At 70.3% G+C, this 11,817-nt stretch carries 10 protein-coding genes; 9 read left to right on the forward strand and 1 reads right to left on the reverse strand.

The window, feature by feature from the left end; all coding sequences use genetic code 11:
• Nucleotides 1-36: 36 nt before the first annotated feature.
• From DN051_RS02135 to DN051_RS02155, 5 genes are read left to right on the forward strand one after another with little or no spacing between them, the layout of a single operon-like run.
• Nucleotides 37-1,611, forward strand: coding sequence for an ABC transporter substrate-binding protein (locus tag DN051_RS02135; protein ID WP_112437773.1), 1,575 nt, complete (start codon nt 37-39; stop codon nt 1,609-1,611).
• Nucleotides 1,608-2,600 carry an ABC transporter permease gene (locus tag DN051_RS02140; protein ID WP_112437774.1) on the forward strand — a complete coding sequence of 331 codons (993 nt, stop codon included), beginning with the start codon at nt 1,608-1,610 and terminating at the stop codon, nt 2,598-2,600. Before DN051_RS02135 ends, DN051_RS02140 begins: the two co-directional genes overlap by 4 nt.
• The gene (locus DN051_RS02145) at nt 2,597-3,511 is read left to right on the forward strand and encodes an ABC transporter permease (RefSeq protein ID WP_162624797.1); all 915 of its coding nucleotides are present in this window, start codon (nt 2,597-2,599) and stop codon (nt 3,509-3,511) included. Before DN051_RS02140 ends, DN051_RS02145 begins: the two co-directional genes overlap by 4 nt.
• Nucleotides 3,508-4,353 carry an ATP-binding cassette domain-containing protein gene (locus tag DN051_RS02150; RefSeq protein WP_112437775.1) on the forward strand — a complete coding sequence of 282 codons (846 nt, stop codon included), beginning with the start codon at nt 3,508-3,510 and terminating at the stop codon, nt 4,351-4,353. The genes DN051_RS02145 and DN051_RS02150 overlap by 4 nt, the downstream gene beginning before the upstream one ends.
• Nucleotides 4,350-5,222 (forward strand): ATP-binding cassette domain-containing protein, encoded by an 873-nt coding sequence (locus DN051_RS02155; protein WP_112437776.1) that lies wholly within the window; start codon nt 4,350-4,352, stop codon nt 5,220-5,222. Before DN051_RS02150 ends, DN051_RS02155 begins: the two co-directional genes overlap by 4 nt.
• 11 nt (nt 5,223-5,233) lie before the next feature.
• On the opposite strand, the gene DN051_RS02160 is transcribed toward DN051_RS02155, so the two are convergent.
• On the reverse strand, nt 5,234-6,193 hold the full coding sequence (locus DN051_RS02160) for an ROK family protein (protein WP_112437777.1): 960 nt from the start codon (nt 6,191-6,193) through the stop codon (nt 5,234-5,236).
• 41 nt (nt 6,194-6,234) lie between these two features.
• Between DN051_RS02160 and DN051_RS02165 the strand changes: the two genes are divergently transcribed.
• The 4 genes from DN051_RS02165 (at nt 6,235) to DN051_RS02180 (ending at nt 11,629) form a co-directional block, all read left to right on the forward strand.
• A complete protein-coding gene (locus DN051_RS02165; protein ID WP_112437778.1) occupies nt 6,235-6,999 on the forward strand; it encodes a creatininase family protein in 765 nt (254 codons plus the stop codon).
• Nucleotides 7,000-7,068: 69 nt separating this feature from the next.
• A complete protein-coding gene (locus tag DN051_RS02170) occupies nt 7,069-8,196 on the forward strand; it encodes a mandelate racemase/muconate lactonizing enzyme family protein (RefSeq protein ID WP_112437779.1) in 1,128 nt (375 codons plus the stop codon).
• Nucleotides 8,193-8,588 carry a RidA family protein gene (locus tag DN051_RS02175; protein ID WP_112437780.1) on the forward strand — a complete coding sequence of 132 codons (396 nt, stop codon included), beginning with the start codon at nt 8,193-8,195 and terminating at the stop codon, nt 8,586-8,588. The genes DN051_RS02170 and DN051_RS02175 overlap by 4 nt, the downstream gene beginning before the upstream one ends.
• Nucleotides 8,589-8,704: 116 nt before the next feature.
• Complete coding sequence (locus DN051_RS02180) at nt 8,705-11,629, forward strand: FAD-binding and (Fe-S)-binding domain-containing protein (RefSeq protein ID WP_112437781.1); 2,925 nt, start codon at nt 8,705-8,707, stop codon at nt 11,627-11,629.
• Nucleotides 11,630-11,817 lie beyond the last annotated feature (188 nt).

The raw sequence follows: 11,817 nt of genomic DNA on the forward strand, positions 1-11,817 counted from the left end.
ACCGCATTCCATCTGACGGAACGGAGGTGTTGTTCAATGGAACAAATTCGTCTGGAGCGCACGGCGGACCGGAGTCTTCCGTCTCGGCGCGGCGTCCTGCGGACCGGTGGTCTGCTGCTCGGTGCGCTCACCGCTCCCGCACTGCTGAGCGGGTGCGGCCCCGCTGCGGCCGACGGCGCCGGAAACGTCCTGCGGGTCTCCCAGCCGGGGGACCCCACGACACTGGACCCGCACAAACAGGGCGACATGGTGTCGATGAACGTCCTGATCAACATGTTCGACACGCTCACCACACGAGGGCGGGACAACCAGCTGCACCCCCGTCTCGCCCTGTCGTGGAAGGCCATCGACGCGCGCACCTGGCGGTTCGCCATACGCCCGGGCGTCACCTTCCACAACGGCGAAGTGTGCGACGCACAAGCGGTGGCCTTCAGCATCAAGCGCCTGCTCGACCCCGCGACACAGTCACCGATCGTCGAACTGCGCTTCGTCGAGGACGTCACCGTCGCCGGCCGCCTCACCGTCGACGTGCACACGACCGTGCACGACCCGATCCTGCCGGCCAAGCTCTCGCTGTTCGGCGGTGTGATCGTCCCGCCCCGCCATCTCTCCGAGGTCGGCGACGACGGGTTCGCCGAACGCCCGGTCGGCACGGGCCCGTTCACCTTCGTCAGCTGGCAGCGCGACCACGAGCTGCGTATGCAGGCCTACCCCGACCACTGGAACGGCCGTCCCGGCGTCGACGGCCTCGTCTTCAGCCCAGCCCCCAACGCCTCGTCGTCCCTGGCCGCCCTCCAGAGCGGCGGCGTCGACCTCGTCGCCGGGCTCACTCCGGACGCCGCCCAGCAGTTGGAGGGCTACTCCGGTGTGACACTCGACGGCTACACGGGCATCCGCACGGCCTATCTCTCGCTGAACACGCTGGAGCGGGGCCCGCTACAGGACCGGCGGGTGCGGCAGGCACTCAACCACGCGGTCGACGTGCCACTGCTGATCAAAGCGGTGCTCGGCGGCAAGGCCACCGAGACACCCGCGCTCGTCCCCCGCGGTGCCTTCGGATTCGACCCCTCCGTCAAGCCGTTCACCCGCTCGGTGAAGACCGCCCGCAGACTGCTGGCCGAGGCCGGCCATCCGAACGGCTTCTCCACCACGCTCACCGCCTCCAACGCCGACTCCAACGTCGCGGAGGCACTCTCGGGACTCCTGGCCCGGGCGGGCGTGCGCGCCCGCGTCGATCTGCTCGACCCCGGCACCTACTCGGCCCGTCTCACCTCCGACAACCGGGGCGCGCTCGGCCCCATGTACCTGGCGGCCAGCACCGTATGGACACTGGACGGGCAGAGCATCGTCCAGTCGAACGTACGCAGCGACCGGCGCCAGAGCCGCTGGCACTCCGCGGAGGCCGACCGCCTCATCGACGCCGAGGAACTCTCCGAGGACCCCGAGAAGCGCAAGCAGGCGTTCTCCGACCTGCAGCGGCTGATGCGCGAGGAAGCGCCCTTCGTCTTCCTCTACCAGATCGACAACATCTACGCCCGCAACGAACGGCCCCGCTGGAAACCGGGATCCGCCGGTGTGCTGGCCATGGAGAGCGCGGAGGTCTCCCGATGAGCCTCACCCTCGACAAGCCGCCCGCCCCGGCGGTCTCCCGCCCCTCGCGGAGCGGCGGCGGTCCACGGCTGCTGCGCATGGTTCTCCACCGCCTCGGCACCGCCCTGCTCGTGCTCTTCTGCACGGCGACGGTGGCCTTCTTCCTCGTCCGTCTCTCCGGCGATCCGGTCAAGATCATTCTGCCGCCCGACGCCACGGCCGAGCAGGAGAGCACGCTGCGGGCCTCCCTCGGTCTCGACCGGCCGCTGCTCAACCAGTACCTCGACTTCCTGTGGGGGATCTGCCGCTTCGACTTCGGCGACTCGCTCATCTACAACCAGCCCGTCAGCGAGATCCTCCTCGACCGGCTGCCCGCCACCATCGAACTGGCCGCCGCGGCACTGGTGGTGACCCTGGTCATCGCGATCCCCGCCGGAATCTTCGCCGCCATGCGGCGCGGCCGCGGCTCGGACCACACGGTGATGACCGGCGTCCTGATCGGCCAGTCCACCCCGCCCTTCTGGGTGGGCATCCTGCTCATCCTGGTCTTCGCGGTCTGGCTGCACGCCCTGCCCGCGTCCGGGTACGGAACCTTCGCCCACCTGGTCCTCCCGGCGGTCACCCTCGCCGTCTACTCCGTCGCCGTCGTCGCGCGACTGCTGCGATCCTCACTGATCGACGTCCTGTCCTCCGACCACATCCGCACCGCCCGCGCCAAGGGCTTCGGCCCGCTGAAGGTGGTCCTCACCCACGGCATGCGCAACGCCTCGCTGCCCGTGGTGACCGTGATCGGCCTGGAGGTCGGGAACCTGCTGGGCGGCGCGATCCTCACCGAACGCGTCTTCTCCTGGCCGGGCGTCGGACAGCTCACCGTCGAGGCGATCTCCAACCGCGACTTCCCCCTCGTCCAGGCCACCGTCCTGTTCTTCGCCGCCACCTTCGTCGTGGTGAACCTGCTCGTCGACCTCTCCTACAGCTTCCTCGACCCGAGGGTGAGGACGTCTCGATGACCGTCATGTCACCTGTAGCGACCGACAAGGCCCCCGCACAGGCACCAGCAGGCGACTCCCGGTCCGCCATGCTGCGCGCCCTGCTGCGCAACAAGCTCGCCGTCGCCTCACTCACCGTGCTCGCGCTCCTGCTGGCGGCAGCCGTGCTCGCGCCCCTCGTCGCGCCCTACGACCCCAACACGCAGAACCTACTGCTGCGCCTGCGCCCGCCCGCCTGGCACGACGGCGGCAGCACCGCCCACCTCCTGGGCACCGACCAGCTCGGCCGCGACCTGCTCTCGCGGGTCGTCCACGGCGCACGCGTCTCCCTCCTGGTCGGCGCCGGAGCAGCCCTCCTGGCCGGCGTGATCGGCACGATCGTCGGCCTGTCCTCCGGATACTTCGGCGGCTGGGCCGACCGCACCCTGATGCGGCTCGCCGACGTCCAGCTCGCATTTCCCTCGCTGCTCCTCGCCCTGGCCATCGTCGGCTTCGTCGGCTCCGGTCTGTGGATGGTGATCCTCGTCCTCGGCTTCACCGGCTGGGTCTCCTACGCCCGCGTCGTACGCTCCGAGGTGATGTCGCTGCGTTCACGCGACTTCGTCACCGAGGCCCGCGCCATTGGCGTCACCGACGTCACGATCATGCGCCGGCACCTGCTGCCCAACGTGATGGCGCCCCTGGCCACCATCGGCACTCTGCACGTCGCCGCCGCGATCGTCGCCGAGGCGTCCCTCAGCTACCTCGGCCTGGGCGTGCCCAAGGAGACGGTCACCTGGGGCGGCATGCTCTCCGACGGCCAGCTCTACCTCGGCACTTCCTGGTGGGTCGCCGTCTTCCCCGGCATCGCGCTCATGCTCACCTCCCTCGCCATCAACATCACCGGCGACGCCCTGCGCGACGTCGCGGACCCGAAGGCCTACCGCCGATGACCACGAACCGACCGACCGCCGAACAGAGCCGGCCACCGGCTGCCGGCACACCGCTGCTCGAGATCAAGAACCTCAGTGTCGACTTCCGGCTCGAGACCTCCGTCGTGCACGCCGTCCGGGGCGTCTCCTTCGACGTCCGCGCCGGTGAGACCCTCGCCGTGGTCGGGGAGTCGGGCAGCGGGAAGTCCGCGACCGCGCTGTCCGTTCTGCGGCTGAACCCCAGCCCTCCGTGCATGTACACCGGCGGTGAGATCCGCTTCGAGGGACGCGATCTGCTCAAGCTGTCCGAGAAGGAGCTGGGGCGGATCCGGGGCCGCGACATCGCCATGGTCTTCCAGGACCCGATGACCTGTCTCGACCCTCTGCAGCGGGTCGGAGCCCAGGTCGCCGAGGTGCTCAGGCACCACACCGGCATGTCCCGGGCCGCGGCGAAGGAGGCCGCGCTGGCCGCCCTGGACGAGGTCGGCATCCCCGACCCGGCCCTGCGCTACCGGCAGTACCCCCACGAACTCTCCGGCGGACTGCGCCAGCGCGTGATGATCGCCACCGCGCTGGTCGCGCGGCCCCGGGTGCTCATCGCCGACGAGCCGACCACCGCCCTCGACGTCACCGTCCAGCGGCAGATCCTCGACCTGCTGGTCACCCTCCAGCGCAAGCACGACATGGCCGTCGTCCTCATCACCCACGATCTCGCGGTGGTGGCGGAGACCGCCGACCGTGTCGTCGTAATGAACCAGGGCAGGGTCGTCGAAACGGGCGACGTCCTCGACGTCTTCGACCGTCCGGCCGACGACTACACCCGCAAACTGCTCGCCGCGACACCGCGATTGGAGGCGGCATGACCACCGGCACCGTTACCCGGACGCAGGCGACCACCCCGGTCCTGCTCGAACTGGTCCGCCTGCGCAAGGAGTTCGGCACCGGCGAGGTCAACGTCGCCGTAGACGACGTGTCGCTGGAGGTCCACGAAGGCGAGACCCTGGCCCTGGTCGGCGAGTCCGGCTGCGGCAAGACCACGCTGACCCGCCTGCTCCTGAAGCTCATCGATCCGACGGCGGGCAGCGTGCGCTTCGACGGACGGGACCTCGCCACGCTCTCCACGGCCGAGATGCGCGGCGTCCGCCGTCAGATGCAGGTCGTCCTTCAGGACCCGTACTCCAGCATGAACCCGCGCATGCGCATCAGCGACATCGTTGCCGAACCCCTGGTCACACACGACCCGGCGGCGCGCGGACGGCGTGCCAGGGCCCGCAACCGGGAGCGGGTCGGGGAACTGCTGGAAGCCGTCGGCCTGAGCGCCGGCATCCAGGACCGCTACCCGCACGAGTTCTCCGGCGGCCAGCGGCAGCGCGTGTCCATCGCGCGGGCCCTCGCCCTCGAACCACGCCTGCTGGTACTGGACGAGCCGACGAGCGCCCTCGACGTCTCCGTGCAGGCCACCGTCCTGGACCTGCTCGCGGACCTTCAGCAGCGCCTGGGGCTCACCTACGTCTTCGTCTCCCACAACCTCGCCGTCGTACGCCAGGTCGCCGACCGGGTCGCGGTCATGCGCCGCGGACGCCTCGTCGAAGTCGGCAACGCCGCGACGGTGTTCCGCACCCCCGAACACCCCTACACACGACAGCTGCTGGACGCGGTGCCGGTGCTCGACCCGCGCCGGGGCCGCCGCGCCACGGAACGCGTGCCCGCGACGGGCGAAGAGAGCCGATGACCGCGCCCGTGCTACCCGTGCGACAGCACCAGCCCGGCACAACCGAGCAGCGCGACATCGTCGACGGCCGCGGTACTGACCAGCACCCGCGGCTGCTCGGCACCCGAGAACGCGACAGCGGCCCGCAACCGCTCCTCGACGACCGTACGGAAGCCCTCCCCGCCCTCACGCGCCTCGCCGTGCAGGATGAACAGCCCCGGAGCGAACAGCTGCTGGACGTTCACCAGCCCCAACGCGAGGTTCTGCGCGTACTCCTCGACCACCCGGTCGGCCGCCCCGTCCCCTCGGCCCACCAGCGAGGCCAGCGAGACGTCGTCCCCCAGACCCTCGGCACGTGCCCGGGCACCCAGCCAGCCGGTGGTGGCGACCGTCTTCCAGCAGCCCCGGTTCCCGCAGGTGCAGCGCTCACCGCCCGCCGACACGGTCATATGAGCGCCGCTGCGGCCACCGGGCGGCGCCATCACGTCGCCGTCGTACAGGACACCCACACCGAGGACCTCGCCGGTGGAGACCGAGGCGAAGGTCCGCCGGCCCCGGCCCGCCCCGAACCAGCGGTCGCCCAGCACCTGCAGGCGCGCCCGGTGCTCGACCCGTACGCTCGCGCCGGTGAGCGCGCCCAGGCGCTCCGTCACGGGATAGCCGTGCAGGGCGGGAACGTCGTTGACCTCGCGGATCAGACCCGTCAGCGGGTCGACCAGTCCGGCGGCGGCCACCCCCACGCCCCTGAGGTCCCGCCCGGCGAAGACCGTGGCCGCCTCGGCGAGGGCGGTGTCGATGTCCGCCGGGGTCGCGCCGGACGCGTCGTACGCGGTCTCGACACGTTCCAGGATCCGGCCCGCCCCGGACAGCACCGCCGCCCTGACACGACCCGGCACCAGTTCGACGGCTCCCAGCGTCTGCGGCACACGGGGAGCTGCCGGTTGCGTCTCTGCCTCGGTGACCAGTCGCAACGGAGAACGTTTGTGGACCATGCGCCGACTCTGCCATGGGCCCGATTCGGAGAGGTAGCACCGTGAGCCAATCGAGACTCAGCGAACTGACCTGGCACGAGGTACGCCGGGCCGGCGAGGACGCCGTCGCCCTGCTGCCGATCGGATCGCAGGAGCAGCACGCCGCGCACCTCCCGATGGGCACCGACACACTCCTCGTCGAGGAAGTCGTCGACCGGGCGCTGCGCATACTCGCCCAAGAGGCGTCCGGGCCCGACGTGGTGCGGCTGCCGGTACTGCCTTACGGGCACAGTCCCCACCATCTGTTCGCCGCCGCCGTCTCGCTGTCCGCCGCCACCCTGGGCGCGGTCCTGGAGGAGGTCCTGGACTCGCTCGTGACCAGCGGCTACCGCCGCGTCATGGTCGTCAACGGGCACGGTGGCAACGACGAGATCATGCGGCTCGCGGTGAAGCGGTTCGCGCTGCGTTCCGAGGTCACCGTCGCGGCCTGCTCCTACTGGAACCTCACCACGGGCGATGACGACGCAGGCCGCCCCGACGTCACCCCGGGCCACGCCGGATGGTTCGAGACATCCCTCATGCTGGCGGCCCACCCCGGCCTGGTGCGCACACCGGTACCGGCGCGCACCACCGTGGAACCGCCGCCGCTGTTCGACCGCCCGCCGTATCCGGGCCTGACCGTGGAGCGACACGGGGAGTGGGCCCGGGTCGGCGGTGCCACGGACGACCCCTCCGGCGCCGACGGCGTCCCCGGAGAGCAATTGCTTCAGGACAGAGCCCGCGGTCTGGCCCACGCCATCGCGGCCTTCGACGCGGCCACGCGCTGACGACGACGGCGGCCCCCGCACTGCCGGACGCCGCGCAGACCACCACCCCGCACCTTGCAAGGAGAGAAGATGAAGATCACCGATGTCGACGTGTGGGTGGTCAACCTCCCACTGGTCAATCCCTTCACGAGTTCCTTCGAGACCAAGACGGGTGAGACCCGCACCGTGGTACGCATCCGCACCGACGAGGGCGTCGAGGGCTGGGGCGAGACGATGTGGGGCAGGCCGGTGGCCGCGATCGTGCGGACGATGGCCTCGGACCTGATCGGATCGAGCCCGTTCGCGCTGGAGAGCTTCCACCGCAAGCAGCACATGGTGCCGTTCTTCTACGGCTATCTCGGCTACGCCGCCATCGCGGCCCTCGACGTCGCGTGCTGGGACGCCATGGGCAAGGCCACCGCGCAGTCCGTCACCGACCTGCTGGGCGGGCCCGTCCGCGACGAGGTGCCGATCACCGCCCTGATCACACGGGCCGACGCGTCCGGCGCCGAGCGGGCGGACCTGCCGGACGCCATGGCGGAGCACGCCGTGCGCGTGGTGGGCGAGGGCGGCTTCCAGGCCGTCAAGCTCAAGGGAACCCGGGACGCCGAGGGCGACGTCGCCATCCTGCGCGCGGTACGCGAGGCACTGCCCGAGGTGAACCTGCGCGTCGACCCCAACGCCGCCTGGTCCGTGCCGGACTCGGTACGCGCCGGGATCGCGCTGGAGGAGCTCGACCTGGAGTATCTGGAGGACCCCTGCGTCGGCATCGAGGGTATGAGCCAGGTGAAGGCCAAGGTGCGGATCCCGCTGTGCACCAACATGTGTGTCGTCCGCTTCGAGGACTTCGCGCCCGCCATGCGGCTGAATGCCGTGGACGTCATCCACGGCGACATCTACAAGTGGGGCGGCATTGCCGCGACAAAGGCCCTCGCAGCACACTGCGAGACCTTCGGGCTGGGCATGAACCTGCACAGCGGCGGCGAACTCGGCATCGCCACGGCCGCACACCTCGCCGTCGTCTCGAGCACCCCGGTGCTCTCCAGGGCGATCGACAGCATGTACTACCTGCACGCCGACGACATCATCGAGCCGCTGCACCTGGACAACGGCAGACTGCGCGTACCCGCCGGCCCCGGTCTCGGAGTGACCGTGGACGAGGACAAGCTGCGGCACTACGCCGCGGTCAACGAGCGGGAAGGCGACCTGACCGGATGAGCGAGCCGACGGTCAAGCAGGCAGTTCACACACCCACCGCACCGCGTCCCGCGGGGGCCTACTCCCAAGGTGTGGTGGCGGGCGGATTCCTCTACACGGCGGGCTTCGGCCCCCAGGACCCGGCCACGGGCGAGACACCGAACGGTGTCGCCGCGCAGACCGCCCAGGTACTGCGCAACATCGGCGCGGTGCTCGCCGAACACGGACTGACGATGCGGGACGTCGTCAAGGTCACCGCGCACCTCCAGCACCTGCAGCGGGACTTCCCCGAGTACGACGCCGCCTACCGCGCCTTCTTCGCGGAGCCGTACCCGGTCCGCACCACCGTCGGCTCGGACCTGATGAACATCCTCGTCGAAATCGACGTGGTGGCCGTCCTGCCCGGTCGCTGACGATGCGCCCGACACAACCCGTGTGCGCGTCGTACGCTGAGCAATGATCGAGACCGTGTGGCGGCACTGTCACCGGGTGGCAGTGCCCCACCGGTCCACCGAGGAGACCGAACACCATGCCGCTACTGGAGCCCGAGCCGGCAAGCCTGCGACCCGAGGCGGTCCGCTCCGCAGCCCACGACCGCGTCCCCGACGCCCAGGCCGGAGGCACGCCCCGACAACTCCGCGCGGAACTGACCGACCTGCTGGGAGCGGAAAAAGTCCGATGGAAGGTGTCCGACCTCGTCAAGTACGCCTCCGACGCCAGCCCATACCGGTTCCTCCCCCAGGTCGTCTTGCTCCCCGAGAACGTCGACGACATCGCGGCGATCATGGCGTACGCGCGTGCCAACGGCCGCCAGGTCGTCTTCCGGGCCGCCGGCACCAGCCTGAACGGCCAGGCGCAGGGCGAGGACATCCTCGTCGACGTCCGCCGCCACTTCACCGGCATCACGGTCCTGGACGACGGGGCGCGGGCACGGATCCGCCCGGGCACCACCGTCATGCGGGCCAACGCGACACTCGCCCGCTACGGCAGGCTGCTGGGTCCGGATCCCGCCAGCGCCATCGCCTGCACCGTCGGCGGTGTCGTCGCCAACAACGCCTCCGGCATGACCGCCGGAATCACCCGCAACTCCTATCGCACTCTCTCCTCGCTGACCTTCGTCCTGCCGAGCGGCACCATCGTCGACACCGCGGATCCCGGGGCGGACGAGATGCTCGCACGCGCCGAGCCGGACCTGTCCGCCGGGCTCATGGCACTTAAGGCCGAGATCGAGGCGGACACCGAACTCACCGCCCGTATCCGCGCCAAGTACGAGATCAAAAACACCAACGGGTACCGGCTCGACGCCTTCCTGGACGGTGCCACGCCGGTGCAGATCCTGCGCGGGCTGATGGTCGGCTCCGAGGGCACCTTCGGTTTCATCGCCGACGTCGTCTTCGACACGCTGCCGCTGGACCGCAAGGTCTCCACGGGTCTGCTGTTCTTCCCCACACTCACCGCGGCCGCGGCCGCCGTGCCCCACTTCAACACGGCGGGAGCGCTCGCCGTGGAGCTGATGGACGGCAACACGCTGCGGGCCTCGGTGAGCGTCAAGGGAGTGCCCGCGGACTGGGCCGACCTGCCTCAGGAGACCGCGGCACTGCTCGTGGAGTTCCGTGCTCCGGACGACGCGGGGCGGCAGGCGTACGAGCGGGCCGCGGCCGAGGTCGTCACGGGACTGGACCTCGTCGCGCCGGTCGCCTCCGTGACGAACGAGTTCACCCGTGACGCCCGGACCATCTCCGGCTACTGGAAGGCCCGTAAAGCCTTTGTCGCCGCCGTCGGCGGCTCACGTCCGGCGGGCACGACACTGATCACGGAGGACTTCGCGGTTCCCCCGTCCCGGCTGGCCGACGCCTGCGCGGACCTGCTGCGGCTCCAGGCCGAGCATGGGTTCGACGCGGCCGTCGCGGGGCACGCGGCCCACGGCAACCTGCATTTCCTGCTGGCCTTCGACGCGTCGAAGGCCTCCGACGTCGACCGGTACGCCGCGTTCATGGACGACTTCTGCCGGATGACCGTCGAACGCTTCGACGGCTCACTCAAGGCCGAGCACGCCACGGGGCGCAACATCGCCCCGTTCCTGGAGATGGAGTGGGGACCCAAGGCCACCGAACTGATGTGGCGGACCAAACAGATCATCGATCCCGACGGCGTGCTGGCACCGCGCATCGTCCTCGACCGCGATCCACGGGCCCATCTGCGGGGACTCAAGACCATCCCGCAGATCGAGCGGATCGCCGACCCCTGCATCGAGTGCGGCTTCTGCGAGCCCACCTGCCCCAGCCAGGACCTGACCACCACCCCACGCCAGCGCATCGTGCTGCGCCGGGAAATGCTGCGCCAGCCCGGCGGCTCGCCGGTCGAGGACGAACTGCTGAACTCCTACGGCTACGACGCCGTCGACACCTGCGCCGGCGACTCCACCTGCAAGATCGCCTGCCCGGTGGGCATCGACACCGGCACCATGATGAAGGACTTCCGGCACCAGCGGCACTCCGAACGTGAGGAGCGAATCGCGGCGGCCACGGCGAACCGGTTCAAGACCGTGGAGTCCTCGGCCCGCCTGGCGGTCGCCGCGGCCGACAAGGTGGGCAACCGGCTGCTGAAGTCCGCCACCGGCCTCGCCCGCAGGGCCGTACGGCCCGACCTGGTGCCCGAGTGGCTTCCCGAGATTCCCGGCGCGGCGGCCCGCACCATGCCCCTCACCACCCGTGACGGTGCGAGCGCCGTCTACTACCCCGCCTGCGTCAACCGGATCTTCGGCGGTTCAGGAGGCGACGGAACCCGCTCTCTGCCGGAGGCCGTGGTCGACGTGTCGGCCCGGGCCGGGAAACCGGTATGGATCCCGAACGACGTGAACGGAACCTGCTGCTCCACGATCTGGCACACCAAGGGATACGACGACGGCAACACGGTGATGGCCAACCGCATCGTCGAGGCCGCCTGGCGCTGGACCGACGGCGGGCGCCTGCCGCTGGTCGTCGACGCCTCGTCCTGCACGCTCGGCATCGAGCACGAGGTCGTCCCGTATCTCACCGACGCCAACCGGGAACGGCACGGCCGGCTCACGGTCGTCGACTCCGTCGTCTGGGCCGCCGAACAACTCCTGCCGCACCTGACCATCCGGCACAGGACCGGCTCTGCGGTCCTGCACCCGACCTGTTCGATGCAGCACCTGGGCGACGTCGAGCAGCTGCGCGCCGTCGCCGAGGCCGTGGCGGAGGAGGTCGTGATCCCCGACGACACCGGGTGCTGCGCCTTCGCCGGCGACCGCGGGATGCTGCACAAGGAGCTGACGGCGTCGGCGACGGAGAAAGAAGCCGCGGAGGTCACCTCCCGTGAGTACGACGTCCACCTGTCTGCCAACCGCATGTGTGAGATCGGCATGGACCGGGCCACGGGCCGCACGTACTACTCGGCCCTGATCGAGCTGGAACGCGCGACCCGTCCGTGAAGTCACCGAGGCAGGCGGCCCCGCCTTGCGGGCACGTCGTGCACCGGGCGCCACCGGAACGAACCGAATGGCCTCGCCACGGACAGGGGGATGCCGGGCCGACAACGCCTTGGCCCGGCTCAACGCCGGACCAAGCATGGCAAATGCTTCGATTAACCGTCATATGGGCTAATCGAGCGTACTTCGCG

Origin of the sequence: Streptomyces cadmiisoli, assembly GCF_003261055.1 — a bacterium.
GTDB lineage: Bacteria > Actinomycetota > Actinomycetes > Streptomycetales > Streptomycetaceae > Streptomyces > Streptomyces cadmiisoli.

Excerpts from the sequence above, each read along its gene's own strand:
- DN051_RS02160 (WP_112437777.1), bottom strand. The coding sequence starts at position 6,193 with ATGGTCCACAAACGTTCTCCGTTGCGACTGGTCACCGAGGCAGAGACG.
- DN051_RS02145 (WP_162624797.1), top strand. The coding sequence starts at position 2,597 with ATGACCGTCATGTCACCTGTAGCGACCGACAAGGCCCCCGCACAGGCA.
- DN051_RS02175 (WP_112437780.1), top strand. The coding sequence starts at position 8,193 with ATGAGCGAGCCGACGGTCAAGCAGGCAGTTCACACACCCACCGCACCG.
- DN051_RS02150 (WP_112437775.1), top strand. The coding sequence starts at position 3,508 with ATGACCACGAACCGACCGACCGCCGAACAGAGCCGGCCACCGGCTGCC.
- DN051_RS02180 (WP_112437781.1), top strand. The coding sequence starts at position 8,705 with ATGCCGCTACTGGAGCCCGAGCCGGCAAGCCTGCGACCCGAGGCGGTC.
- DN051_RS02140 (WP_112437774.1), top strand. The coding sequence starts at position 1,608 with ATGAGCCTCACCCTCGACAAGCCGCCCGCCCCGGCGGTCTCCCGCCCC.
- DN051_RS02170 (WP_112437779.1), top strand. The coding sequence starts at position 7,069 with ATGAAGATCACCGATGTCGACGTGTGGGTGGTCAACCTCCCACTGGTC.
- DN051_RS02135 (WP_112437773.1), top strand. The coding sequence starts at position 37 with ATGGAACAAATTCGTCTGGAGCGCACGGCGGACCGGAGTCTTCCGTCT.
- DN051_RS02155 (WP_112437776.1), top strand. The coding sequence starts at position 4,350 with ATGACCACCGGCACCGTTACCCGGACGCAGGCGACCACCCCGGTCCTG.